Genomic DNA, 25,654 nt, shown 5'->3' on the forward strand with positions numbered 1-25,654 from the left:
ACAAATTATTGTTTTACTATGGGAAAATAAACTTAAGGAGAGGGATGTATGAGTTTTATTAAAGATATGATCTCGGTTTTCAAAAAGAAGGAATTAATGTTTCGAGAAAGCTACAAGGAAGCAGATGAGGTATACACTTTTCTGTTTGAAATAGACAAGAGCTTAACCTGGAATGCCGGGCAATATGGCTTGTTAAGCATTACTCACAAGTCTATCAAAAACGGTACAAAACCGTTCAGCATCGCATCAGCACCTTCAGAGAATGTTGTACGAATAACAACACGGATTAGTGGCGAACCAAGTGAATTCAAGCAGGCATTGCTCGAGCTAAAGCCTGGTATGAGTATAAAAATGGGCGGACCTGTAGGAGCTTTTTATCCAACAGATTCTCGACCTTCACTCTTTATTGCTGGAGGAATTGGAATTACGCCTTTTCGTTCGATCTTAAAACAATTAGAAGTAGAAGGTAGTAATGAGCAGAAAGGCATTCAGCTACTTTATATGGATAGCAACAACACACATCTATATAAAGATGAGCTAGACAGAATTGCCACTAACACATCGATACGTATCACATATATGGAATCGAAGGATGAGTTGCAGCAGGAAATCGATAAGTTTATAGCTAAACATAAGGATAATGGCAATTATTTTATTGCAGGACCAAAATCGATGGTAGACGATGTCACTAATTATGTAAAAAATCAAAATATTCCAAAGCGCAATATTAAGAAGGATGCTTTTTTTGGGTATTAATGAACGCAAATAGAACAAATAGAAGAAGCCCCTTGAGTATTTCAAGGGGCTTCTTTGGCTGCTTGACGCTACATATGTTTAACCACTAAACAATGGGTTCATACTGCTTTATCAAAAGAGCTAAAAATAGATTGAAACAAAAATAGCGCTATGATATAATCAATAGCGGCGTTTTCAAATCAAACAAAATCGTATAGTTTTCCTAATCATATCTTAATTATACAACTACAGATTTGATTTGTCAACACGCTTTGCATTTCCCAAAATAAGGTATAAGGAGTGTGTTTCCACATGGAGGCGAAGGAATGGCAGCAAGAACAGGAACGGCTGAAATGGGTCAGAAACAAGTTGAAGGCAAGAATTAATGAACTGGAACCCGAGGTTGCAGGACTAAGAGATCAAGCTACAGACATCCGAAAAAGATTTTGGGAAGAAGTTACGATTAATACCAGCACACAAGAAGATTTCGAAGAGACCTTCTATACGATTAACCAACAGTCCGCGTTATTGGCTGAACGCGAGCGTGGACTTAAACAGTTACAGCAGCAATGGAAAAATATGAATCGTTTGCTTTCATCTCCTTATTTTGGGCGCCTCGACTTTCACGAGGATGGACAAGAGAACATTGAACAGATCTACATTGGCGTATCCTCCTTCATTGACGAAGACGAATTAAGCTTTCTCATCTATGATTGGCGTACGCCTATCGCGAGCTTGTACTACGATCATACTCCTGGCCAAGCGTCTTATAACACTCCAGCAGGTAAGATCGAAGGGACCATGGAGCTGAAACGACAATTCCAGATACAACAGGGGCAACTGATCAATATGTTTGATGCTAATGAGACGATCGGTGATGAATTACTGCAGCAAGTGCTTGGCGAAGGTGCCGATGCTCAGATGAAGACGATCGTGGCTACGATACAGAAGGAACAGAATACGATTATTCGTAATGAACAAGGTAAAATGCTTATCGTACAGGGGGCTGCGGGGAGCGGGAAAACGTCTGCCGCATTGCAGCGTGTTGCTTACTTGCTATACAAACACCGCCAAACGTTAAAGGCCGATCAAATCGTGCTTTTCTCACCCAATCCGATGTTTAACAGCTATATCTCTACCGTTCTACCTGAGCTAGGAGAAGAGAATATTCAGCAGACGACTTTTCAAGAATACCTAAATTACTGGGTAGGTTCATCACTACAGGCAGAGGACCCTTTTGATCAAATGGAATATGTATTAACCGAACAAGGAGCGCCGGAATATGAAGCTCGTCTTCAAGGTATGGAATATAAAGCTTCTGAGGCTTTCTTGAACGCTTTACACAACTATGGTATATGGCTGGGACGCGAAGGTATGCGCTTTGTATCGATTCACTTTCGAGATCAAGAGCTTATTACCGCAAAACAAATGAAAGAGAAGTTTTATAGCTACGACCAGTCACTATCGCTTTCCAATCGCATCATGCTGTTGCAGGAATGGCTGCTAGATGAGTTGGCCTTGTTAGAGCGTGTTGAGCGAAACGCAAATTGGGTAGAGGAAGAACTAAACTACCTCCTCGACACTGAGCAGTATGCTGAAGTCTTCGGAATGCTTCATAAAGATAGAGAAGTATTAGACATCGCCGAACAGTATGCTATAGTTCGTGAAATAGTGACCAACAATCGTCGTAAGGATGAAAGCGACTATGACTTTGCGCAAAATGAGGAGACCTTACTGCGACGCAGCATCGTAAAAGAATACTTCAAACCATTAAGAAAATTCGTGAGAAAGCTCTCTTTCGTAGATATTAAAGGCATCTATCTTCAATTATTTGTCGATGAACCGACTTATCTAGAGCGAACAAATACAGCTTTCGTCCCATCTCTATGGTCAGAAATATGCAAGCATACTAAAGAATCCTTGCTCCACAACAAGTTACTTTACGAGGATGCCACGCCTTATTTGTATGTAAAAGAACTCATCGAAGGTGTCCGATTGAACAAGGACATACGATATGTGTTTGTTGATGAGGGGCAGGATTATTCTCCGTTCCAATATGAATATATTAAAAAGCTATTCCCTCGTGCGCGAATGACAGTGCTCGGTGATTTCGGTCAAGCGATTTTTATGCAATCTACAAGCTTAGACTCTTCCAATTCTCAACTTGTTAACCTATACGGTGAATCCGAAACAACGCTTATTCGCTTATTACGCAGCTATCGTTCAACGAAAGAAATTGTAGAATTCACCAAATCTATGCTTCCTGAAGGAGATAGTATTATTCCTTTTGAAAGGAGAGGTCCAAAACCACTTCTTAAGAGATTGGAGGATGGAGAAAACCGCGTTCAACAAATGGTCTCAGACATCGAGTTGCTGAAGGCTGAAGGATTAGACTCTATCGCGATTATTACGAAGACTGCAGTCGAAAGTCGTGCGGCCTATGAATCGCTAAAATTCCAAGGCGTTGAATCATTGCACCTCGTTACGAAGGAGACCGAAGGCTTTGATCAGGGAATAAAGGTCATCCCTGTGTATCTTGCCAAGGGTGTAGAATTTGATGCAGTCCTCGTCTATGATGCTTCATCCGAATCCTATCGTCAAGAGAACGAACGCAAGCTTCTGTATACCGCGTGTACACGGGCCATGCATCGTCTTCATCTATACTCAATTGGCGAATGGTCACCGTTCGTGCAGGCACTACCAGAGAAACTGTATGAGAAAGGTTCGTATTGAAAATCTAATGCATTAAGCCTTGGCCGAAACTGGTTAAGGCTTTTCCTATAAATGATTCTGCTTAGAAAGAGCTATTATTATTCAGTATTAGCAATCTTAAACACTTTGCTTAATATAATGAGGATACGAACGATTATTGATTGCAAATGAGGTGTAGCAATGAGCGAACGTAAACCAATGGCTAGACTGTTTGTTTCAGCGATAAGATCAGGCATAGATGAACAATTTACGATACAACTACATACGAATCAACCACTAAAAAAATTTAGGATAGAAGCGACTACAGAAGATGATAAACGCAATATGTTTCGTTCAAGCGCAGCCTTTTATACGAATGAGCATGGCATCATTAATTTAAGCAAGCAAGCTCCTATTGCTGGGGATTATGAAGGTGTAGACAGCATGGGCTTAATATGGTCTATGCGAAGTGTAGAGAAGAAAGAAGGTAGATTCGTAAAGCATTCTTCAGATCCAATTAAAATTCGCCTACATGCCTATGACAATGACCAATTAGTAGATTCTCAATCTATCATCCGTACATTTTATCCAGTAGAAGAAGTTGTAAAAGAATCCATAGCGAACGAATCCATCCTTGGAACGACCTATTCTCCAAAACAGCCAGGAAAATATCCCGCAGTCATTGTTGTGGGTGGATCTGACGGAGCTGTACATGAAGCAGCAGCGGCAATGCTTGCAGCTCAAGGGTATGTTGTACTGGCACTTGCTTATTTTGGAAGAGAGGGCTTGCCGAAGGGCATTGAGAACATCCCGCTTGAATATGTAGATCATGCTTTTCAATATTTAGAAAGCAAGACCAACGTTGATCACCATAACCTTGGAATGATTGGCTTTTCACGAGGTGCAGAGCTGACACTGCTCTATGCGCTTCATTATCCTAAATTAAAGTCTGTTATCGCCGTTGCACCGAGTGCAGTTGTCTTTTCAGGTGTTGTTAACTTTCAGCCTATCGATGCGCCCGCATGGACTTTTAAGGGCAAGCCGTTAAAGTATTTTAAAGCAAAAAGGACCCTGGGCGATACTGCTACGTTTTTTTATCATTGGATCTTCCGCAAGCCTTATTCTGGCCTACCGTCCATTCATAGAAATCTGCAAGATACAAGACAATTAGAGGATAACGCGATAGCGGTTGAAAACATTCATTCGCCGATGATGTTTCTATCTGGAAGAGATGATCATGTTCAACCTGCGGAATTCTTTACGAAACGCATGGAGCAAAGACTCAGCAACCACCCTTTCCATGAACTGAATGAATATATTTATTATGAGGACGCAGGGCACTTTGCTGCATTCCCAGGCAGTCTGCCTAATCTACCACAAACAGTAGGTGATACCAACTATAATATGACAATGATATTTGGTGGAACAAGAAGGGCAAATGCGAAAGCGGCACTTGAATCCTGGGAACATACGCTCAAGTTTTTAGATAAGACGCTTAAAGGACACAAGATTGTGAGCCATAATAGCAGATGATCATTCGATTATGCTCTTCATACGATAGAGATACAGATTTAAAGGTTGAAGGAGCTGCATGATTGTAGCTCCTTCTTTTACTAGCTTCACCTGAATAAATGTGATTTCTTTACCCTTTATTTACTGCGAAATCAACCTTTTTTCTGCTCCCCATTAGATACAGTATGAGGATAACAATCATAAACGCAGCAGAATAAGTAAATGTCATGCCATAGCCAACCCATTTTGCTAATATACCAAGTCCGACGGACCCAATCGCCAAGCCTGAGTCTATAAAAATGAGAAGCATCGAATTAGCCGTTGCTTTTTTCTCAGGCGGAACAAGCGTTAACGCCCAAGCTTGAATAACGGGGTGGATAATCGCAAATGCGACACCGAACAATACCCCGGATACTAATACGAGCCACATTTTCGTCGAGAAGCCTAATAGAATTAAGCCTCCAGCACCTGCGATTGCGGCCGGTATAATAAGGACTCTGTGACCAAATTTATCGAAGATTTTGCCCGAAAACATGCGAATGATGACCATCGCAATTCCTTGTGCAATGAAAAACTGTGAGATGCTTCCGCCTACATTAATCTCCTTACCAAATGCCCCCATAAAGTTAACGATTCCTGCGATAGCCATATAATTGAATGCTACTAAAATACATGGAAGCAAGACGCGTTTATCGAACATGTACTTATAGAAGGGTTCTTTTTGGGTCTGATCAAGTGGACGTTCTGCTTCTTTCTTTTTCGTATTCTTTACGAAGAAGCTGCAAAGCAATGAGAAACACATCAACGCAAGCGTCAACATCATCATCGAGCGGAATGAAAATCTTGCAAGGTAAGAGATCGCGATTAGAGGTCCGAGTGTTGTCCCCACGCTTGTCGACATTGCGAAAAATACGATGCCTTCGCCTAGTCTCGATTTCGGCACAATATTACTTGAAATCGTAAAAACTAAGTTGGTTAGCATGCAGAAGCCAATACCTTGTAGTGCTCGAATGATTATTAGAAAAACAACGGAATCGTTCAAAAAGGTAAGTGCGATTGTACCTAGAAAATATATGAGGGAAATAATAAGCAGCAGCTTCATATTGATCTTCTGAATAATTACACTGGCAAAGAATCGAGTGATAAGCGATGCTAACATTAAGGTTGTCGTCATAATTCCGGCAATGGCAGGATTATCACTAATCGTTGACACAAAGATCGGGAATCCAGCAGTAATCATATAAAAGGATGCGAACATCACTAACGACAATAGAATAATGATTAAGTACTGGTTTGTCCACAATTTCACTTTTATTTTACCCATAGTCCGAAACCGCCTTTCAAGGCTTTACTCAATGAGTTGCTACAGCATTGCTCAATCATTTTTTCCATAATGTGAAACTTTATGCAACAGTCCTCATTCTGAATCTGAAGGGCTGCTTTTTAATGCGTGAAGATTACAATTCCAACAATTGTAATCTTTGGTATAATGAACGTAATTAGCTTAAATAAAAGGAGATATCATAGCTTTGGATATTGTTTTAATGCTTTTAAGTATCTCAGGTGCAATATTGATTGTAATAAAAGATGTCATCCAGTATAGAAAGGGTATCTATAACCCTTATTATTTTCGTGTAGATAAGGAGTATCATTGGTTATATAAAGCTCTCGTGTTACTGCTCATTATCGCGCCGACGATATGGATTGAAAATCCTGATTCTAAAAGAGTTCTATATATGCTCATATTGATCTTACTTTTATTTAATTTAAATGTACTAAATTGGCTGTCCATATCTAAGTTGTCTGTTCGTGGGAAGCAGGCTACCGTTGTGGCTTTACAGACAATAATGGTGTCGTTTCTATTAGCGGGTATCTTTATATTTTTAATGATGAATAAGGAAGCTTTCTCATAGGGGGGAAGTGCAATGTACCGAAGTGGTATAACGATTATCATAATTGTCCTTACAATGCTAATTACGTTGTCAGGCTGCAAAACAAATTCCTCGGAAGAAGTTTCACATAAGCAACAACGCATTCCAGTAATAGACAACGTACAATATATTAAAATCTCGAAGCATGATGAATCTGTTCATCTTTCACATTTTGATCAAGAAGTGTTAGATGCCATACTGCAGGGGCTGACAGTTGACGCTAAGCCATCCTTTATTGACGATCCGGAACATGTAGGTGAAATGTACAGCATGGAAGTGGTCAGTGATTCGGCATCGATAACGTACAAGGTGAATGATTTACGTTACACCGACGCTCAGGACTCTAGCGTGAAGCTATATGCCACGATCGAAGATAATCAAAGTTTAGCATGGGAGCTTCCATCTGCCTGGATGCGTATGCTCTTAAAAGAGAACCCAACTGGTGTAACAGAGCCACTACTACATGTCAGCATAAATGAGAATAGCAATAGCGTGATCGTATTGGCTAATCGCGATATGAATCGTAACTCGGTATATCAAGCGATAAAGGATACTGTAACATTTACCGGGAAACAAGAGGAGAGGAAGCTTGACTATTCAGTCCATATTACTGATCCTCAACGATTTGTTGTCCGGTTCAATACTTTAGAGGAAAAGGAAGCGGTATATTTTCGATTAGATGCTGTTCAGACCGTGTCTGGTGAGTCATTTGCAGGGGATAGACCATCTTACCGCAATCAAGTCATTCTATATGGTAAGCCAACCTTTCAAGGTTTAAGGTGGATAAATATGCATGGTGAAGCCGTTCGTGAACAGCACTTAGATTCTGCGCTTCTACTGCAGCCGATACGAAACACGAATCAACAGCAAACCTCCCTTATGGTATATGATACGCAGGATCGTCAGACACTGATTAACCTTGATACTGGTGAAACGAAACCAATACATATCAAGCAATGGCCTGGAGCTGAAAACGGCTACGGCAATGATTATGGAACAAGTGTACTCTTCACGGATCAAGTTGTAGATGGAACATCGTACGTAGTGAAGGGGAATCGATACATTTATCGTTATAGCGCTTCTGACGACGTTGATGAATTACAAAAGATATATGACTCGGATCGACCTATCTATGGAATCGCTGCTTCCCCAGATAATCGTCGTATAGCCATTCTTGTTCCATCAGATCCTTCGATCGGTCCTGAGGCGGATTTGATCGTTATGGATGAGGAAGGTCATATCTTATTCATAAAAGAGAGAGCTAGTTATGTCGGACATAGCGAAGGATTTCTTTTTGTATATCCAATGACTTGGCTTAATGAACAGACGATTGTCGTACCCATCATTGGATTAGGAGAGGATAGCTTTTACCGTGGCAAGACTTATATTCACTTAAATGAGGATAAAACTAAGCTTGAAGCCGATATCATGCTGCCTGACGCTGCACTGAGCTTATTAGAGACCGTTGTCGGTGATATACATGAATCTGACATTGCAAGAGTTTTACCACATTCTGACGCTGAGAATAACCGATATTATGCTGTGGAGATTTCGTCAGGTAATTGGTTAATCGATATCGTTGAGAATAAGCTAAGCTGGCTAGGAACTGGGATCTTAGCACAGTGGAATCAGTTAAACGAGCTTGTCATATGGCAGACAGCACAACAACAGACTTCGGCTTATTATATCGGAGTAGATTTACCATAACTCGATATGCAGCAGGTTGTCCGATCCGATTAAGATTATATTTTAGACGTTTATTTTGAAAAGGCTATCCACTTTATGGGTAGCCTTTTCATATTTTAAATATCTCAAGAATAAAATGGTACAAGCATGAAAGCTGACGTTAAAAAATAGGGGAGTGTGTCATTTGGGAATTGATATGCTCCCATCATAGTAGACAGTAGAAAAAACAAAAACTTCTACTGCTACAATGATGGGAGTTTTTCTAATGTCTAAAAGAAGTCTAACCTCTTTGGAAACGAAATTGTATGTCGTACAGCTATGTTTAGAACACAAATCCAATCCAACCTATGAAGCGAAACAGCTAGGCGTTAGTCCACTCACTGTTCGTGATTGGATAAGAAAATATATGGCGGATGGTTTTAATGGATTAAAGGAATCGAATACATGGAAAACGTACTCGAAGGAATTAAAGCTAACTGCTATTAAAGATGTATTGTCTGGTCATTATTCCGTAGCAGCTGCAATAAAAAAACACAATATTTCAAGTAGAAGTGTCCTGCAGAAATGGATTTCCAAGTATACTGGTGAGATAGAATTGAAACCTACTCGTAAAGGAAGAGGGCTATCTCCTATGAATAAAGGACGTAAAACAACGTTTGAAGAACGCATTGAAATTGCACAATATACCATCGCTAATAACATGGATTATCAGAAAGCGATCGTAAAGTACGGCGTCTCTTATCAGCAAGTCTATGCATGGGTTCGTAAATATCAAGCAGGCAACGAGGATGCTCTCAAGGACAACCGTGGTCGTAAAAAGCCTGTAGACGAGCTAGATGAGCATGAACGTCTTAAGCTACGGATCAAGGAACTAGAAGCTCGAAACGAATACCTAGAGATGGAGAATGCCTTCGCAAAAAAGTTGGAAGAGATCAAGCGACGAAATACACGCTAACCCTTGTTCGACACGTAAACTTGTATCAAGCGATTCAAGAATTGAACAAAGAAAAAGGGTACGCCATTACAAAGTTATGTGCACTAGCGGGGGTAGCTCGATCTGCCTATTATAAGTGGCTAAACTGGACGCCATCTGCCAGGGAAATGGAAGTCCGTTTGTTAGCCAAAGAAGTAAAGCTTCGTTATGACAAGCGAAAAGGAATACTCGGTTACCGTCAAATACGTACTCAGCTCAACCGAAAACTCAAAAAGAAGTATAACAAGAAGCGATATTACCGAATCATGCGGGCCCTTGGACTCAAAGCGGTCATTCGTAGGAAACGGCCAAGCTACGTGAAAACTCCTGAGATCCATATTGTTGAAAATGTAATGAATCGTAGCTTTGATGCCCATTCTCCTAATTCAAAGTGGTGTACAGATGTGACAGAACTGAAGTATGGAAATGGTTGCAAAGCCTATCTAAGCGCGATTATTGATGTGTACGATAACTCCATTGTTTCATGGGTATTAGGTCGTTCCAACAACAATAAGCTCGTAATGGATACGCTGAAGAAGGCTTACGAGAAAAATCCTGGTGTAATCCCGCTCATCCAAAGCGACAGAGGCTTCCAGTACACGTCCCATGAGTATAACCGACTCCATGTGAAATACGGATTTAGGAAAAGCATGTCTCGCGTGAGTCGATGCCTGGACAACCAGCCGATTGAGCGTTTTTGGGGGACGTACAAGTCAGAGAGCTATTATCTTACAAAGTATGACACTTATGAAAATGTCCTCAAGGATGTTAGTGAATATATCCTCTATTATAACAACTATCGCTATACAGAGCGTCTAGGCGGTTTGTCACCAAATGAATACCGGCAAGCTGCATAATAAAGAGACCCCAGCTCCATTCAAATGAGCTGAGGTCTCCAAGCAAATTATTTTTGTTATTTACACTGTCCACTTGACAGGGTGCACTTCAAATTGTATTCGGATATATCTTTTTAGGTTTATCATTGTCTGCACCGATAGGGCCGATTAATGCTGCTCAGTTAGATGCCGGCATTAAAAAAGGCTTTTGGCATTCCTGGTTAATTGGTTTAGGCGCTATGACCGCGGACATTGTATATATGCTTATGGTTTATATGGGCATCGTGCATTTTATTAATATTCCCTTCATGCAAGCCTTTCTATGGCTATTTGGCAGCTTCGTTCTCATTTATACGGGTGTAGAGAGTCTAATGGGGATTGAACAAGTGGCTGAAGAGAGTAAAAGAAAGACCGGAGACACTCGCTTAAAATCGTTCATATCAGGCTTTTTACTATCACTCTCTAATCCTTTGACAATTTTGTTTTGGCTTGGCATTTATGGGTCCGTGCTCGTTGAAACAGCATCCAAATATAACATTGAACAGCTCATCGTCTATAGCTTAGCTATTATTTTTGGCATATTCATTTGGGATGTAACGATGGCAGGCATCGCCAGCTTTGCCCGCAAATGGTTCACAGCCCGTACACTTAAAGGAATCTCGATATTATCTGGCTTATCATTGATTGGGATTGGCTTATACTTTGGCTATAAGGCGGTTGATCTTCTCTTTTTATCGTAAAAGTGTAGCTCAAAGCTGCATCAAAACAAATCTAGATCAAAACAAAGCTAAACAGTTATGAAGCGGTTGACAGCTCCTTCTTCTTCCACTTTTTACGTAGAAGCCACGTAATCGTTGTAATGATCACAAGAAAGCCAACACTTACAAAAAATCCGGGTCGGCTTGTATGATGGAATAAGGAACCGGTGATTGCTACACCTATAATAACGATCCCAGTAATCCGCTTAACCTTACCTAACGTGTTGAGTTTCAATAATTTTCCCGACGTAATAAGGATAAACGCCCAGTTGTATATAAGCATTAAGCCTGCTGCTGTTGTAAAATACTCATAAATACTACCAGGGAGCAGCATTGATAAAACAATCGACACAATTAGCCCAATCGTCGTTAAACCGATGGCTAGAAATGGGCGATTCATTACCTGCTTAGCAAAGAGCTTTGGCGCATCCTTATCCTCGGCTAGCGTAACAAGCATACTTGTAATGGCAAATAATGATGCGACCATTGTAGAAAAGCCGGCAATAATTAATATGGCGATAAAAATATGGGGCACTAAAGGAAGCGGATATTGATTCAATGCCTGCATGAAAGGACTTTTACTAGTGTCCAGCTCCTTCCATGAAATCAAAATTAGGGTAAGGATAAGCGAGCATACGTAAATAATCGCAAGCAAGCCGAGCATGACTTTACCAGATTTCGGTGCATCCTCAGGCTTTTTCAATCTCATCGCCATAATCCCCATAATTTCAATACCACCAAATGCATAAAAAGCGAAGAGCAGGGAGGACCAGAGCCCCATTATGCCCTTCTCGAAAAAGCTCTCCCACGGAAAGGCAGGCTGTGATTTGCCTTGGCCAAGTACGCCAAATAAAGCAAGGGCAGCAATGACGATAAAGATGACGATTGCTGAAACTTTAATCACAGCAAAAATATTTTCCATCCGTTCAAAGCCCTTCGTTCCAGCAATAATTATGGATAAGCCTAACACGGCAAAGATGGAGGCTAAAATCCACATTGGAATATTAGGAAACCAGAAGCGAGCAAAAATCGATAACGCTGTTAATTGACTTCCCATAATTAACAATTCTGACGTCCAATACGCCCACCCACTGCTAAAGCCTGCCCATCCGCCATAAGCTTTTTTAGCATATGAGCGAAATGATCCTTCTAATGGCTGCTCGGAGGTCATCTGTGACAGCGCATCGAATACAAGATAAGTGCCAAGGGCAGCCACAGCAAATGAGATTAATGCAGCTGGTCCGCCAATATTGATGGCGAGTCCTGAACCTAGAAAATAACCCGTACCAATCGTACATGCAACACCTAATAGTGATAATTGCCACCAGCTAAGCTTATTTTGATTATCACTTGACTTATCTATATTGGGCTTATTCTTGCTCGTCATTCTAATCCTCCTAGGAAATGTTACTCCGTATTATGCCCATATTAAATTTGTCATTCCTAACTGTAGCTGTATATAAAATTTCCATTCAACGAACAAAGATATCCAGCAAGTAGTTAATGGTATTAAATGTATCCGAGTCGGTGTATAAATCCGAAAATTTAACCCACAATAGTCAGCAAAGTGAATATTAAGAGGTGGATCATCTATGAAGAGTCAAAAAGGGGCTCTTATTGCACTTGCGTCTATTCCGCTCATTATGACGCTTGGAAATTCTATGCTAATCCCGATATTGCCTCAAATCGCTAAGCAGCTTAACATTAGTGCATTTCAGGTTAGTATGATTATTACGGTATATGGGTTAATTGCCATTGTCATGATTCCTATCGCTGGATACCTATCCGATCGTTTCGGCCGGAAAAAGGTCATTCTGCCATGTCTAATTATAACGGCAGCGGGTGGAGCAGTATGTGTAGCTGCAGCATGGTTTATGAAAGGGGCAATCACTTATTATGTCATTCTGGCAGGAAGATTCCTGCAAGGAGTTGGCGCTGCTGGTGCATTTCCAATTGTGATCCCGTTTATAGGTGATTTATTCAAGGATGAAAAAGAGGTAAGTAAAGGCTTAGGGGTGATCGAAACAGCAAACACCTTCGGTAAAGTGCTAAGTCCAATATTGGGCGCTTACCTAGGTCTTCTAAGCTGGTTTGCCCCGTTTGTTGCGATTCCTATTCTTTGTTTGATTTCATTTTTACTTGTTGTATTTATGGTTAAAAAACCTAAGACGACAGCAAAGCGTGACGAAAGAACAGTAAAGGAATTTATGCAGGAAATTAAAGCGATATTAAAGGAAAAAGGGCGCTGGCTGTATGCAATCTTTGCTATCGGCGGTATCTGTATGTTTGTTACGTTTGGAGTGCTGTTTTATTTATCTGAGGTGCTTGAATCCAAATATAATCTCTTCGGAGCAACAAAGGGCTATGTATTAGCGATCCCCCTTGCTGCACTTTGTCTTGCCTCTTTTATTACTGGAAAGATCATAGGCGAGAACAAGGTGCGTATGAAGTGGCTCGGCTTTGGCGGCATGGTCCTTATCGGAGCCTCCATGCTAGTGACAGGGTTTTCCAATGAAATTTACTTTATGGTTGGCTTTCTCATATTAAGTGGGATTGGAGTAGGGATTGTATTGCCATGCATGGATGCCTTAATTACAAGAAGCATCGAGAAGGATAATAGAGGGACAATTACATCTCTATATAGCAGCATGCGCTTTATAGGGGTTACGTTAGGTCCTCCGGCAGTATCGTTATTAATGGGAGGCGGTCATTGGGCATTATTCGGTACAATGGCTGGTCTTGGGGTTATTGGAGGTTTGTTAACATTATTTGCTGTTAAGCCCGGTGATACTGGGGAAACAGAAAAACAAGAGCGTAACGAAAATGGTAATGAAGCCAATGTAATAAATGTTGCTAAGCCGATTATTCCACAGAGAATTCGTTAGCATTAAATTATACAATCCATTCTAACTTAGGGCACGAAAAAAGTATTATGAAAGTGGTTTAATCTAATCCTTAACTTTCATAATTCTTTTTTATTGTAATGAAATGTCTTAAATGATCAATGCAGTTCTTTGATATACCATGCATCCATCGCTGAATGCTCGGAGCCTGGCAACGGTTCCTGTAAAAGCTGGAATCCATATCGTTCATATAAGCGACAAGCAGCCTTTAATTCGTGCTTTGTTTCTAGATAGCACATTGTATAATACTGTGAGGCGAAGGACAGAGCTGTTTCCATCAGCTTTTTTGCAATCCCTAAGCCTTGTGCCTGCGGTGTTAAGTATAGCTTTTGCAATTCGCATACCCGATCTTGCTCGTTATATGGTGCAATGCCGATCCCACCAACAATTTCTTTATCCTGCTCAACGACCCAGTAAATCGCATGCTTTAAGCTGTTATAATATTGATATAGTTCTCCTAGCTGAGGATCATAATAAGCAGTGCCTGGTATCGCTAAGCCAAGCGATTTCAACGAGTCCTGTATGATTTGCTTAATACGATCATTGTCCTGTTTGTCTATCTGACGTATAATCATCTGTTCTCTCCTTATGTTCTCAGCAACGATGCTACGGTTTAACGGCATACGATGATTTGGCGAATAAAGTTTCCTTTTCGCGTAGTACAACGATCTACAATGGTGAAGCCTAGCTCATTAAGCATATGGTCAATATCTGCGACCGATACAATGACGAGTTTATTAGCAATCCGTCTAGCATGCTTCAGCAAGTAAAATTGATTTTCTTCTGTCGCATGTGAAAAATGATTGTAAGGCAAATCCAAAATAGCAACGTCATAATGCTCGGTAACTTCAGCAATATCCCCGCATACAACGTCCGTCTCCATATTAAAGTGCTTCAGATTCTCTCGTGTTCCTCTTACTACAAAATGATTAATATCTCTTCCAACAATATCAACATTCATCGACAATGCTTCTACTAAGACAGTACCAATGCCACAGCAAGGGTCAATAACAGTTAGTTCTTCGATATCGGGAACAGCAATATTCGTTATCGCTCTTGCAACTCTAGTACTTAATGCGATGGAATAGCTCTTTGGTTTATGCATATGTTGGAGCCATATTGCTTTACTTTTTATATAGATTCCAAAATACCAACGACCACCAAGTGTTACTATGCCATATTCAATATTAGGTACACGCATATCTGCCTCACCATCAATGGCCATGCCAAGCTGTCGCTCAATATTCCGTCTTTCGTCATAGTCAATTTTACTGGAGTCCTTTAGGTCATTCGTTTTTATATAGGTGATCTTAAACGTTTGGTTATTTAACTCCAGCTGCTCAACCTGAGCTATAATATCAGAAAGCTTTTCTCCTTCATATAGAATCTCTAAGCGCTCACGCATGAAAGGGCTGCGATCTGGATCAATCTCAATAGGGCTGATCATATAGGGCTCATTGCTATTGTAATCATCTCCAAAAAACGATCGTGCTTCTAAATGAAACAATTCTGTTTCCTCTGGGCGACAACCGTATGTGTAAATAAATAATTGCTGCTGTTGGCTCAATATTTTCATCCTATTCTCTAGAGAAAGCATTCTTTTAACTTCTTATTATACGATAAAACGTTAGAATAAGACAGATAGCGGCTTAGAGCGCCTATGCTAGATAAAGAAGATGAGCCATAGTTCTTCTTGATAAATTCCACAGCATCCAATTTCTGCTATAATGTCTATAATAGATGAGCCAAATACAGGCATATTGGATAGGAGGACGTATGGAATTAGTAAAAAAAATGACGGTTTTACTGCTAGTCGTTATGATTGCTCTCGTTATTTACTATGGCCAAAGCATAAAAAAAGAGTTGAGAGCAATACAGGAAGAGAACGCTAGTCTCTATCAAAATTATTTAAATCAAACCATCAATCATGGTAATCACGTATTAAGCTCCATGGAAAATCTCATTCTTGAAAATAACAACTTCATCGTGGATTATAAGCATAAAATATTGAATGTCGATTTAGCTGGGAAAAGTGGAGAGATTGAATTTGAAGTAATTATGAAGGAAGTTGGCTCAAATCGTTCCATTGTTGGTCAATTTGAAGAATTAGGTGGTACCGATAGCTATCCTGCTGAGTTTGAAAGGCTAGAAGGATTGACCTATCGTTCAATTATTAATCTAGACTTAGACAAAAACTATAAGCTGCAGCTATACGAGGTAGCAGATGATGGAGCAACTAGACAGCTGAATAATAATGAAATTTCATTGCATTTATATAATGAATTTTATGCTAACCGTATACAAAGTCTAGGCTCAAGCACTACCACATCAGCAGACAGAATAGTCTATCAACATTCATTCGGGTTTACAGGAGAAAAGATCGAAGGAGCAGATATCGATAAAGTTATACTGGAGGCAATGGATGAGCAGCAGAATGTCATTGCCGAGTTTGATATCACGAGTAGTGTTGTCATTAGAACGAATCACAATGCAGAGCTAGAGGATCAATATAGATTAGCATTAGCCTCAGGGCAACTAGCATATGAGATGACCTTCCAGGAATATCTTGCGGAATTTGGTTATGCCCTTGAGGATGCTGAAGCGGGTATCGGAACGTCTTCTTTACAATACAGCGTAGAAAAAACATTGACTGAAGCTGATCTACCTGAGTATTGGGATCTGATCACGAATGGCAACTATTACTTTACGTTAAAGGTTATCTTCGAAGATGGTATTGAAATTAAAATGTAGTTTGACTAAGCCATATAAATAATTTGGGGACTGGGGCACATATGCCCCAGTTCCTATTTTATAGGGGATCTTTAACTTCAATCGCTGCGGCATTGGTGGCCCGATTATTTCCAGACCATTCACCCGAGACAGTTAGTACGTAGGTTCCAGGCTCTGATGGGAGTATAAACGTATTTCCTTGTGGTCGTATCACTTGGTCTGAGTTCTCCCAAAGTGTTACTGAAACGCTATCGGGTTTGTTCCCCTCATAATTTAAAGTGAGAATTGTACTTGGCTTTATAATGTAAACAGTCGTATCTTTTACTAAGCTATCTGGGGTCGGGGAGTCGGCGAACGATTGGTTCCACTGATAAGACCCCTTAATAAACTCAATCATTTGCCCGTCTGCTTTTCCCTTAGCATTAGGCGGTGAATTAGATAATATCGTCGGTGTTGAGCATCCAATAGCAAACACAATGGTCAAAAGCATGCAGATTCCTAATATTCGATTGCTCGCCAGTATCAATTTACTTTTCACAAGCTAACCACCTTTCTTGGTTGATTATCTAGACGTAGGATTTCTAATGTATGTTGCGATTAAAGTCGTGAGTAACTTACCCATTAATGTATTCTCCAAGCTTTCGATAATAAATCAATTTTATTTGATTTATTAGTTGCAAAAGCATAAACGATTTTATACACTATATACATCAAAAAAAGTTGATGAAAAGAGGTCTATACATGATCGCAAGGATGGGACAGTTTGAACAATACGAAAAGAAATTCAAAGCTTTAGCTGATCAGAAACGGCTTGAGATCATGTATGTGCTTTGTCAAAAAGGCCAAACATGTGTATGCGATTTAACAGAAGCTTTCGGGATGACACAATCAAAGCTTTCTTATCACCTTAAAATTCTATTGGAGGCCAACTTAATTACTAAGGAAACAAAAGGAACTTGGAGCTATTATGATTTAAATGATACAGAGGTTAATCATTTACTTTCCGAAGAGCTCTGTTGTGTGTTCCGGAAAACAGGAAAAGGAAGCTGTTGCTAATATTTCTCATTATGGCTTGATAAATATGAGGAATTGTATGCATGGTATTAGTGATGGAGGTTAAATGTAGTGACAACAGCAATATTAGCAACAATTATTTTTTTATCAACACTTATTCTCGTTATCTGGCAGCCAAAAGGATTAAATATTGGCTGGAGTGCTTGCGGCGGAGCTGTCCTAGCTTTGCTATTAGGGGTCGTTGGATTTGATGATGTCTTCGAGGTTATTGGCATTACGTGGAACGCCACATTATCGTTTGTTGCTATTATTCTTATTTCGCTGATTTTAGACGAGATTGGGTTATTTGAATGGGCAGCCCTACATATGGCACGAGCAGCTAAGGGCAATGGAATTAAAATGTTTGTCTTTATTAGCATGTTAGGTGCGATTGTCGCAGCCCTATTTGCGAATGATGGTGCTGCGTTAATACTGACTCCAATTGTGTTAGCGATGGTTCGTCATTTGGAATTTAAGGAGAAAATGATTTTTCCATTTATTATGGCAAGTGGATTTATTGCAGATACAACCTCATTACCGTTCGTTGTTAGTAACTTAGTTAATATTGTTTCTGCCGATTTCTTTAATATCGGGTTTGTACAATATGCTTCTAGAATGATGATTCCTAACTTGTTCTCAATAGGAGCCACAATTAGTGTCTTATATATTTACTTTAGAAAGAGCATACCAAATACGTATGCCTTATCAAAATTAAATAAACCTAGCGAAGCGATCAAGGACTTAAAAATGTTTCGCCTTTCCTGGTATATCCTCGCTTTATTACTAATTGGATATTTTTCGAGTGAATTCACTCGAATACCTGTATCGATTGTAGCTGGGTTCATTGCCATCTTCTTTTTATTGATGGCCCGCAAGAGTAGTGCGGTAAATATAAAAACAGTTGTTCAAGGTGCACCTTGGGCCATTGTGTTCTTCTCGATAGGAATGTATGTTGTTGTATATGGCTTAGGTAATGCATGGCTAACTGAATCGCTAGCTGCTGTCATTCAAGCAACGGCGGATCAAGGCTTATTTATTGCAACGATAAGTATGGGCTTTATCGCTGCTTTCTTATCTTCAATAATGAATAATATGCCGACCGTTATGATTGATGCTTTAGCTATTGCTGAAACGAGTACTTCTGACACGATAAGGGAAGCTCTTATTTATGCCAATGTCATTGGCTCTGATCTAGGTCCGAAAATTACACCTATCGGATCGTTAGCAACCTTAGTATGGCTTCATGTTTTATCGTTAAAAGGAGTGAGAATCTCATGGGGAACCTATTTCAAAACAGGTATAATTTTAACGATTCCTATTCTGTTCATTACTTTAATTGGACTATACATTTCTATACTAATCAACTAAAAGGGGACAACCATTATGACTAAAAAAACGATATATTTTTTATGCACTGGAAATTCTTGCAGAAGCCAAATGGCTGAAGGCTGGGCAAAAAAGCATTTAGGAGAGGAGTGGGAGGTAAAAAGTGCGGGACTTGAAGCACACGGTTTAAACCCAAATGCCGTTAAAGCTATGAAAGAAGCGGGAATTGATATCTCAAAACAAACATCGGATGTGATTGATCCCGAAATATTGAATACAGCTGATTTAATTGTCACTCTTTGCGGACATGCAGCAGACAATTGTCCAGTTACTCCTCCACATATAGAACGAGTACACTGGGGCTTTGATGATCCAGCAGGAAAAGAATGGTCAGAGTTTCAGCGTGTTCGTGACGAGATTGGTGATCGGATCAAGCATTTCGCTGAAACCGGGAAATAAGAAGCAGTAAACATGGCAAAAAACTATGATATTTCATACTAAGCGGCAGCCGACAAAAATATTAGGCTGCCATTTTCATTAAACTAAGATAATCAGTACGATTAAGCTGATAAACTTGATCTCTGATCTGTCATTCTATTGAACTTTAATGTTCATTAGATAAATGAAGTATATTGTTGACTTTATACCTATACGCGTATATGTAATTGTAAATATCTTTCCTTATAGAGAGGAGAAAAAATGACATATCTAACACTTGGACAGTTTTCTATACCCATCAGCTGGTTAGCATTTTTGCTAGCCATAATTTACAGTGATTTTAGAAATAATAATAAAGATGACACAACAAATAAGATATTAAACCGACTTCTATGGTCGTATTTGATCGTATGGAAATTCAGTTACATCCTATTTGCTTGGTCAAGCTTTAGATTATCGCCCATATCGCTGTTGTATTTTGATGGTGGCTTAAAGGGGCATTTACTGGCCATTCTAACAATGACCATCCTTCTAGTGAAGACTCACCGCGGTTTTATGTGGGAAGTGGGGTGGAAATACTGGGCACGCTTTATAGCAGTTTTTCAGCTAATTAGCTATAGCTTCAGCGAGCATTGGTTATTAGCACTAACCTCGTTAATACTGTTCATCATGATTGAGTGGAGATGGAAACTATGGATATTATTTGCCCAGTGGACAATCCTTCTATGGAGTGCAGGTTGGGGCGATCCATTCGTCATCGCTCATGGCATGGTGCTCATATCGCTTCTAATTAAACAGAGGAATAAACATCATATTACTCTTGTTATCATATTAAGCTTACTCGCAACGGCGCTAACCGATATACGTACACTAACGTCTACAACGGAAAGATTGCCAATCGACTTAATGACCACAACAAATGAGCGATATATCTTGTCAGAGCAAGAGCAGCAGCTTACGATCGTTAATTTTTTTGCAACGTGGTGTCCGCCTTGCCAAGCGGAGATGCCACATCTACAAAAATTTGCTGACAATTTACCTCATGGGGTAGAGTTGATTGGTATTAATTTAGCGGACCGTGATCATGGACCAGAAGCTTTACAAGCCTTTATGAGCAAATATAACGTAACTTATCCCATCTTGTTAGATGAACGGGATGATTTCGGGCAAGCTTATCGAATTAAAGCAATACCGACTACGGTAATCTTAAATGAGGAAGGTCAAGAATTAGAGCGCATAATCGGTCCTGTAAGTGAGCAACGATTACATGAGTTAGCTAAGAAATATCAATGACTGTAAAACGATGATTTGATCATATTATAAAAATAACCATTGACATTATACCCCCATGGGTATATTATATCGCTATATTAGTTGATTGAAAGAAGTGAGGTGAGGTAATGAAATACGATGCGAAAGTAACAGCGAGGATAAAAAAAATCGAGGGTCAATTCAGAGGAATATTGCGCATGATGGAAGAAGAGAAGGATTGTAAGGAAGTCATAACACAATTAAGTGCGGTTCGTTCTGCTGTAGATCGAGCGATCGGTGTTATTGTTACTGAAAATTTAGTGGAATGTTTATCGAAGGAAGACGTCGAAGCAATAGATAAAAATGAGATGGTAAAGCAAGCTGTAGAATTACTAGTAAAAAGTCGATAAGACTTTTTATTTTTACAAAAATTAATACCCATAGGGGTAGGGGGATAATGATGGAGAAGAAGAAAACGACGATTGTTCTATTTAGTGGAGATTATGATAAGGCGATGGCAGCTTATATCATTGCTAATGGTGCAGCTGCTTATGACCATGAGGTAACGATATTTCATACCTTCTGGGGCATTAATGCACTTCGTAAGCAAGCACCAGTAAATGTGCAAAAAGGCTTTCTAGAGAAGATGTTCGCAAAAATGATGCCACGTGGCGCAGAAAAATTAGGTCTATCGAAAATGCAAATGCTAGGTATGGGGCCAAAAATGATTAAGCATGTAATGAAAAAGCATAATGCACTGACACTTACTCAGCTTGTCGAAATGGCACAGGAACAAGGCATTAAACTCATTACGTGTACAATGACGATGGACTTGTTAGGTTTGAAAGAAGAGGAATTATTAGACGGTATTGAGTATGCAGGCGTTGCCGCTTATTTAGCTGATGCAGAACAAGGTAACGTGAATTTATTTATATAAGAGGTGGGTTATGGAAACGATCATATTAATTGCCCTCATTGTTTTGTTTTTCATTTGGCGTATGAGGCCAGTAAAAGGCGTCACTACCATTTCAACGGAACAGCTTAAAGCAATGAAGAATGACAGCAGTAAAGTATTTATCGATGTTCGGACACCAGCCGAGTTCAAAGCACGCCATGTGAAACCATTCGTAAATATGCCTCTCGGTTCAGATTTTTCTAAGCTGCCGAGGGATAAAGAAATTGTGGTCATCTGTCAAAGTGGAATGCGATCTAAGCAAGCATGTAATCAATTAAAGAAAATGGGCTATTCCAACATGATCAATGTTCGTGGTGGAATGAGCGCATATTAGGAGGAAAAGCGATGAAAACCATCTTGCCACAAGAGGTTCAAGCAAAGCTAGAAGCAGGGGAAGCATTAAATATTATCGATGTTCGTGAAGTGAACGAAGTTAAAGAAGGTCATATTGCTGGCATCATTCATATTCCACTCAAGCTACTCGAATTCAAAATGCATGAGCTAGATAAATCAAAAGCCTATATTATCGTTTGTCGTTCAGGTGGCCGAAGTGGTCAAGCTACAGCATTTCTAGAATCCTATGGCTATCATGTCACCAATATGACGGGTGGCATGCAGGAGTGGACTGGTGAAGTTAAGCAATAAAAAGTGAATGGCTTTCACCTTCTAATAAGTAAGATCAAATGAATGGAGGAATTTTATAATGATTAAATCAGATGTGCAATTAGATGCAAAGGGTTTAGCTTGTCCAATGCCTATTGTTCGTACGAAAAAAGCAATGAATGATGTACTCGAGGGACAAGTTTTAGAGATTCAGGCGACAGATAAGGGATCAGTGGCTGATCTTGCTGCTTGGTCAAAAACTGTGGGGCACCAATACATCGGAACCCATGAGGAAAGTGGAGTTTTCTATCACTATATTCGGAAATGTGATCATGAGGCAAATGAGCACCAAGATAAAACCTACGATAAAACGATCTCAATAGAAGATGCGATCAAGGGGGAAGGGGTCATTCTTGATGTACGAGAAGCGGCTGAATTCGCATTCGGTCATATTCCTGGTGCCCATTCAATCCCAATGGGAGAATTACAAAACCGCCTTAAAGAATTAGATCAAGATAAAACGATTTATGTCATTTGCCGTACAGGTATGCGCTCGGATTTAGCTGCACAGCAATTAGCCGAGGCAGGCTTCCGAGACATTTATAATGTGTTGCCGGGAATGTCGGGTTATACAGGGGATTTAGAGAAATCATTGGGGTAGATCATTAACCCTATTATTTTTTTCAAAAATTTATACCCAGGGGGGTACAAGATGATGTTAAGAAAATGGACTGCTGCAGATGTAGCACGCAAGGTTATTGAGAACAAGGAGTTATTTATTTTAGATGTTAGAAACGCAGATGCATTCGAAGAGTGGAAAATAGAGGGCCATCATTTTCAATATCTAAATATTCCGTATTTTGAGCTTTTAGATGGAGTAGAAGAGATTTTGCCACAAATTCCAATGAATATGGATGTTCTAGTCGTATGTGCGAAGGAAGGCTCCTCCATCATGGTAGCTGAGATGCTTTCCGAAGCTGGTCGTGAAGTTGGCTATCTTGAGGGTGGAATGAAAGCATGGTCCATGCATATTGAACCGATCAAAGTTGGCGAGCTGGCAGGCGGAGGTGAATTATACCAATTTGTTCGCTTAGGGAAAGGCTGTTTATCCTATATGGCGATCTCTGAGGGTGAGGCAGCCATCATTGATGCCGTCCGCTTCACAGATGTATTTACGACGTTTGCAGAAGAAAAAGGGGTAGCGATTAAGCATGTACTTGATACACATTTGCATGCTGATCACATTTCAGGTGGACGCCACATTGCAAGCCAGACAGGTGCAAGTTATTATTTGCCGCCTAAAGATGCTGAGGAAGTCGTTTTTGATTATACACCACTTACCGATGGTCTTACAATTCAGTTGGGCGCTTCACGCATCGAGGTTGGAGCATTATACTCTCCAGGTCACACCATCGGATCCACATCATTTGTTATTGATGAGCAGTATTTGTTAACGGGAGATATTCTATTCATCGATTCCATTGGTCGTCCAGATTTAGCAGGTCTTGCTGAGGACTGGGTTGCGGATTTACGGGAGACATTATACTCTCGCTACCGCAAGCTAGCAGACGGTTTAATCGTATTACCTGCCCACTTCATGATCCTTGATGAATTGAATAACGATGGAACAGTGGCAAAGCGTTTAGGTGACTTATTCGAGGAAAACCACGGATTAAACGTAGAGGACGAGGATGTATTCCGCTCTATGGTCACGGATAACCTACCACCTCAGCCAAATGCTTACCAAGAGATTCGCCAGGTTAATAAGGGGAAAATCACACCAAGTCATGAAGAACAAACCGAAATGGAAATCGGTCCAAACCGATGTGCAGTTCGATAACCTATACAAGAAGGAGAAATAGACAAATGAACATTACAAAAACTTTAGATGCTAAAGGTTTAGCATGCCCGATGCCGATTGTACGTACGAAAAAAACGATCGATACGCTACATTCAGGTGAGATATTAGAAGTCCAAGTAACCGATAAAGGGGCGTTACATGACTTTACGGCTTGGGCTTCCGCAGGTGGTCACACGATCGTTAATCAAAAGGAAGAAGCCGGCGTCATATTCTTTTATATTCAAAAGGCGTAATAAATATAGCGAGTAGAGATTAGTCTACTCGCTTTACTCATTAGAAAGAAGGGGCGAGATGGATTATTCAATTACATTTATTATCGTTATCTTTGCACTTGGATTTATAGGGTCATTCCTCTCAGGAATGTTAGGAGTCGGAGGTTCAATTATTAAATATCCGTTGCTTCTATATATTCCGCCGTTATTTGGTCTCGTGGCATTTACCGCGCATCAAGTATCGGGTATTAGTGCTATTCAGGTGCTTTTCGCCTCTATAGCTGGTGTGTGGGCCTATCGCAAAAGTGGATTACTGCATAAAGATCTAATTATATATATGGGAGGCTCAATATTAGTTGGTAGCTTTATCGGTAGTTACGGCTCAGGCTTTCTATCTGAAAATGCTGTAAATATCGTGTATGGCGTACTTGCACTGATTGCGGCTATTATGATGTTTATCCCAAGTAAAAAAGTAGAAAACGCTGAAATGCTCCCGTTTAACAAGCTTCTAGCGAGTAGTCTCGCATTGGCAGTTGGTATTGGCTCAGGGATTGTCGGTGCAGCAGGTGGTTTTATACTTGTTCCGATCATGCTCACCATATTAAGAATCCCAACCCGAGTAACTATAGCAACGAGCTTAGCGATTACGTTTATCTCATCGATCGGTGGAAGTGTAGGGAAGATCATCACCGGACAAATTGATTATTACACAGCCTTCATCATGATTGTAGCTAGTATTATTGCAGCTCCATTAGGTGCCAAAGTGGCACAGAAAATAAACGTAAAGCTATTAAAATGGCTGCTTGCGATAATGATTGGTGCAACAGCAATTAAAATTTGGATTGATCTCTTAGGATAAAATCTGTTTGTATCTTAAAATTTCTATTGCATTTATACTAAGATATATGTAAATATATAGAAGTAACAACTTTTCAATTTTTTCCTGCGAAAGGAGATGTTTTTAATGACTGCATATATGGTATTGGTGGTTTTGACTTAACCGAATATCGGGCATAGATCAATCCAATTCCAATCTGGATATTTGGAGTGAAAACTGCGGGAATTCACCCGTATTGTTTGCTATGCCGTAAACAGTAACCTTTCGTGAATACTGCTGTTAGCGGGAATGGGTGTTGCTTCGTGCAATTGCTCATCCTATAACCTGGATACGACGTGGTCGTATCCTTTTTTTGATTATTA

Annotated in this window: 27 protein-coding genes; 22 read left to right on the top strand and 5 right to left on the bottom strand. The window is 40.0% G+C overall.

Annotated features, from left to right (window positions below; translation table 11 throughout):
- Positions 1-48 precede the first annotated feature (48 nt).
- The 3 genes from NSQ99_RS10580 (at position 49) to NSQ99_RS10590 (ending at position 4,959) form a co-directional block, all read left to right on the top strand.
- Positions 49-756 (top strand): FAD-dependent oxidoreductase, encoded by a 708-nt coding sequence (locus NSQ99_RS10580; RefSeq protein WP_340836479.1) that lies wholly within the window; start codon positions 49-51, stop codon positions 754-756.
- 291 nt (positions 757-1,047) lie between these two features.
- Complete coding sequence (gene helD, locus NSQ99_RS10585) at positions 1,048-3,468, top strand: RNA polymerase recycling motor HelD (RefSeq protein ID WP_340836480.1); 2,421 nt, start codon at positions 1,048-1,050, stop codon at positions 3,466-3,468.
- Between the two features lie 159 nt (positions 3,469-3,627).
- Positions 3,628-4,959 (top strand): acyl-CoA thioesterase/bile acid-CoA:amino acid N-acyltransferase family protein, encoded by a 1,332-nt coding sequence (locus NSQ99_RS10590; protein ID WP_340836481.1) that lies wholly within the window; start codon positions 3,628-3,630, stop codon positions 4,957-4,959.
- A gap of 109 nt (positions 4,960-5,068) precedes the next feature.
- On the opposite strand, the gene NSQ99_RS10595 is transcribed toward NSQ99_RS10590, so the two are convergent.
- Entirely contained in the window at positions 5,069-6,247 is a 1,179-nt protein-coding gene (locus tag NSQ99_RS10595) for an MFS transporter (RefSeq protein WP_340836483.1), read from the bottom strand.
- A 220-nt stretch (positions 6,248-6,467) separates the two neighbouring features.
- Between NSQ99_RS10595 and NSQ99_RS10600 the strand changes: the two genes are divergently transcribed.
- The 5 genes from NSQ99_RS10600 (at position 6,468) to NSQ99_RS10620 (ending at position 11,104) form a co-directional block, all read left to right on the top strand.
- On the top strand, positions 6,468-6,851 hold the full coding sequence (locus tag NSQ99_RS10600; protein WP_340836484.1) for a hypothetical protein: 384 nt from the start codon (positions 6,468-6,470) through the stop codon (positions 6,849-6,851).
- A 12-nt stretch (positions 6,852-6,863) separates the two neighbouring features.
- The gene (locus NSQ99_RS10605; RefSeq protein WP_340836485.1) at positions 6,864-8,576 is read left to right on the top strand and encodes a hypothetical protein; all 1,713 of its coding nucleotides are present in this window, start codon (positions 6,864-6,866) and stop codon (positions 8,574-8,576) included.
- A 244-nt stretch (positions 8,577-8,820) separates the two neighbouring features.
- Entirely contained in the window at positions 8,821-9,510 is a 690-nt protein-coding gene (locus NSQ99_RS10610) for a helix-turn-helix domain-containing protein (RefSeq protein ID WP_340834466.1), read from the top strand.
- 20 nt (positions 9,511-9,530) lie between these two features.
- Positions 9,531-10,385, top strand: coding sequence for an IS3 family transposase (locus NSQ99_RS10615; RefSeq protein WP_340834468.1), 855 nt, complete (start codon positions 9,531-9,533; stop codon positions 10,383-10,385).
- A 125-nt stretch (positions 10,386-10,510) separates the two neighbouring features.
- Entirely contained in the window at positions 10,511-11,104 is a 594-nt protein-coding gene (locus tag NSQ99_RS10620) for a LysE family translocator (RefSeq protein WP_340836486.1), read from the top strand.
- A 55-nt stretch (positions 11,105-11,159) separates the two neighbouring features.
- On the opposite strand, the gene NSQ99_RS10625 is transcribed toward NSQ99_RS10620, so the two are convergent.
- The gene (locus NSQ99_RS10625; RefSeq protein ID WP_251665293.1) at positions 11,160-12,509 is read right to left on the bottom strand and encodes an amino acid permease; all 1,350 of its coding nucleotides are present in this window, start codon (positions 12,507-12,509) and stop codon (positions 11,160-11,162) included.
- A 205-nt stretch (positions 12,510-12,714) separates the two neighbouring features.
- On the opposite strand from NSQ99_RS10625, the gene NSQ99_RS10630 reads away from it, so the two are divergent.
- A complete protein-coding gene (locus NSQ99_RS10630; protein ID WP_340836489.1) occupies positions 12,715-14,007 on the top strand; it encodes an MFS transporter in 1,293 nt (430 codons plus the stop codon).
- A gap of 116 nt (positions 14,008-14,123) precedes the next feature.
- Here the strand turns inward: NSQ99_RS10630 and NSQ99_RS10635 are convergent, their stop codons facing one another.
- Both NSQ99_RS10635 and NSQ99_RS10640 read right to left on the bottom strand, forming a co-directional pair.
- On the bottom strand, positions 14,124-14,600 hold the full coding sequence (locus NSQ99_RS10635; RefSeq protein WP_340836490.1) for a GNAT family N-acetyltransferase: 477 nt from the start codon (positions 14,598-14,600) through the stop codon (positions 14,124-14,126).
- A gap of 38 nt (positions 14,601-14,638) precedes the next feature.
- The gene (locus tag NSQ99_RS10640; protein WP_340836492.1) at positions 14,639-15,601 is read right to left on the bottom strand and encodes a TRM11 family SAM-dependent methyltransferase; all 963 of its coding nucleotides are present in this window, start codon (positions 15,599-15,601) and stop codon (positions 14,639-14,641) included.
- A gap of 200 nt (positions 15,602-15,801) precedes the next feature.
- Between NSQ99_RS10640 and NSQ99_RS10645 the strand changes: the two genes are divergently transcribed.
- Positions 15,802-16,776, top strand: a complete 975-nt coding sequence (locus tag NSQ99_RS10645) for a hypothetical protein (protein ID WP_340836494.1) — start codon at positions 15,802-15,804, stop codon at positions 16,774-16,776.
- A gap of 58 nt (positions 16,777-16,834) precedes the next feature.
- On the opposite strand, the gene NSQ99_RS10650 is transcribed toward NSQ99_RS10645, so the two are convergent.
- The gene (locus NSQ99_RS10650) at positions 16,835-17,281 is read right to left on the bottom strand and encodes a hypothetical protein (RefSeq protein WP_340836495.1); all 447 of its coding nucleotides are present in this window, start codon (positions 17,279-17,281) and stop codon (positions 16,835-16,837) included.
- Between the two features lie 227 nt (positions 17,282-17,508).
- Here NSQ99_RS10650 and arsR point away from each other — a divergent pair, with 227 nt between their 5' ends.
- From arsR to NSQ99_RS10710, 12 genes are all read left to right on the top strand, one after another.
- Positions 17,509-17,811 carry an arsenical resistance operon transcriptional regulator ArsR gene (gene arsR / locus NSQ99_RS10655; RefSeq protein ID WP_340838775.1) on the top strand — a complete coding sequence of 101 codons (303 nt, stop codon included), beginning with the start codon at positions 17,509-17,511 and terminating at the stop codon, positions 17,809-17,811.
- A 69-nt stretch (positions 17,812-17,880) separates the two neighbouring features.
- Positions 17,881-19,176, top strand: coding sequence for an arsenic transporter (locus NSQ99_RS10660; protein ID WP_340836497.1), 1,296 nt, complete (start codon positions 17,881-17,883; stop codon positions 19,174-19,176).
- Positions 19,177-19,191: 15 nt separating this feature from the next.
- Entirely contained in the window at positions 19,192-19,593 is a 402-nt protein-coding gene (gene arsC / locus NSQ99_RS10665; RefSeq protein ID WP_251665300.1) for an arsenate reductase (thioredoxin), read from the top strand.
- 240 nt (positions 19,594-19,833) lie between these two features.
- Entirely contained in the window at positions 19,834-20,865 is a 1,032-nt protein-coding gene (locus NSQ99_RS10670) for a TlpA family protein disulfide reductase (protein WP_340836501.1), read from the top strand.
- A gap of 107 nt (positions 20,866-20,972) precedes the next feature.
- Entirely contained in the window at positions 20,973-21,233 is a 261-nt protein-coding gene (locus NSQ99_RS10675; RefSeq protein ID WP_251665302.1) for a metal-sensitive transcriptional regulator, read from the top strand.
- 47 nt (positions 21,234-21,280) lie between these two features.
- Positions 21,281-21,760, top strand: coding sequence for a DsrE/DsrF/DrsH-like family protein (locus tag NSQ99_RS10680; RefSeq protein ID WP_445670504.1), 480 nt, complete (start codon positions 21,281-21,283; stop codon positions 21,758-21,760).
- Positions 21,761-21,770: 10 nt separating this feature from the next.
- On the top strand, positions 21,771-22,112 hold the full coding sequence (locus tag NSQ99_RS10685) for a rhodanese-like domain-containing protein (protein ID WP_251665303.1): 342 nt from the start codon (positions 21,771-21,773) through the stop codon (positions 22,110-22,112).
- Positions 22,113-22,123: 11 nt separating this feature from the next.
- Complete coding sequence (locus NSQ99_RS10690; protein WP_251665304.1) at positions 22,124-22,423, top strand: rhodanese-like domain-containing protein; 300 nt, start codon at positions 22,124-22,126, stop codon at positions 22,421-22,423.
- A 58-nt stretch (positions 22,424-22,481) separates the two neighbouring features.
- Positions 22,482-23,042 (top strand): sulfurtransferase TusA family protein, encoded by a 561-nt coding sequence (locus tag NSQ99_RS10695; protein ID WP_340836502.1) that lies wholly within the window; start codon positions 22,482-22,484, stop codon positions 23,040-23,042.
- 51 nt (positions 23,043-23,093) lie between these two features.
- On the top strand, positions 23,094-24,221 hold the full coding sequence (locus NSQ99_RS10700; protein ID WP_340836503.1) for an MBL fold metallo-hydrolase: 1,128 nt from the start codon (positions 23,094-23,096) through the stop codon (positions 24,219-24,221).
- Positions 24,222-24,247: 26 nt separating this feature from the next.
- Positions 24,248-24,475 (top strand): sulfurtransferase TusA family protein, encoded by a 228-nt coding sequence (locus NSQ99_RS10705; RefSeq protein WP_251665307.1) that lies wholly within the window; start codon positions 24,248-24,250, stop codon positions 24,473-24,475.
- Positions 24,476-24,533: 58 nt separating this feature from the next.
- Positions 24,534-25,313, top strand: coding sequence for a sulfite exporter TauE/SafE family protein (locus NSQ99_RS10710; protein WP_340836505.1), 780 nt, complete (start codon positions 24,534-24,536; stop codon positions 25,311-25,313).
- Positions 25,314-25,654 lie beyond the last annotated feature (341 nt).

Source organism: Paenibacillus sp. FSL W7-1287, from assembly GCF_038004245.1.
Taxonomy (GTDB): Bacteria; Bacillota; Bacilli; order Paenibacillales; family Paenibacillaceae; genus Pristimantibacillus; species Pristimantibacillus camelliae.